Genomic DNA, 648 nt, shown 5'->3' on the forward strand with positions numbered 1-648 from the left:
CGCGAGCCTGTTCCGCAGCGCGTACGCGGTGAGTAGGTGGACAACCCGCCGGCTGATGGTCTCGACCCGAGACAGCTCTTCCAAGAGGTTGAGGGTCCATTGGGACTGGTGATCCGTGTCATGATCACTGACTGTCTTCGACTCCGCTACGAGATCGGTCAGGTCGCGGATCTGCTGCTCGACCCACTGTGCCAGGTCCTTGGGTACCGGCGCGGACTGCGACATCAGATTTACTCCCTTGACGGTCTCGTCTCTAATGACTAGAGTCGACTTCACTCGATGCTCTAAAGGCTAGAGCATAGACCTTGGGAGGAATGGGGAAGCTCGATGACAACGGTAAGCCACCCGCCCGACATCGCGCCAGCGAACCAGGTAGACGCGCCGAACTGTGAGGGCTGCGGATCGCCCCTGGAAGCCCGTACGCACTCCGGTGGGCTTCCGAAGCGGTTCCACAACGATGCGTGTCGCAAGCGGGCTCTGCGTGCCTCTCAGCGGTCTACCGACCCTGTTGCCGGGCGTGCCGGTCCCGGGGTGCCGCGCGCGGGCGGGACGCAGGAGCGCGCGGCAGGCGGCCCGGGTTTGGCCGCCGGCCCCGGGGCCGGTTTGCCCGGTTCAGGCCACCCGGATCCCACCCGGACTTGGTACTAC

At 65.1% G+C, this 648-nt stretch carries 1 protein-coding gene; it reads right to left on the bottom strand.

Annotated features, from left to right (window positions below; genetic code table 11):
- On the bottom strand, positions 1-225 hold a 225-nt coding region (locus E1182_RS30725), incomplete at its 3' end, for a hypothetical protein (RefSeq protein ID WP_132271217.1).
- Positions 226-648 lie beyond the last annotated feature (423 nt).

Source organism: Micromonospora sp. KC721 (genome assembly GCF_004348355.1).
Taxonomy (GTDB): domain Bacteria; phylum Actinomycetota; class Actinomycetes; order Mycobacteriales; family Micromonosporaceae; genus Micromonospora.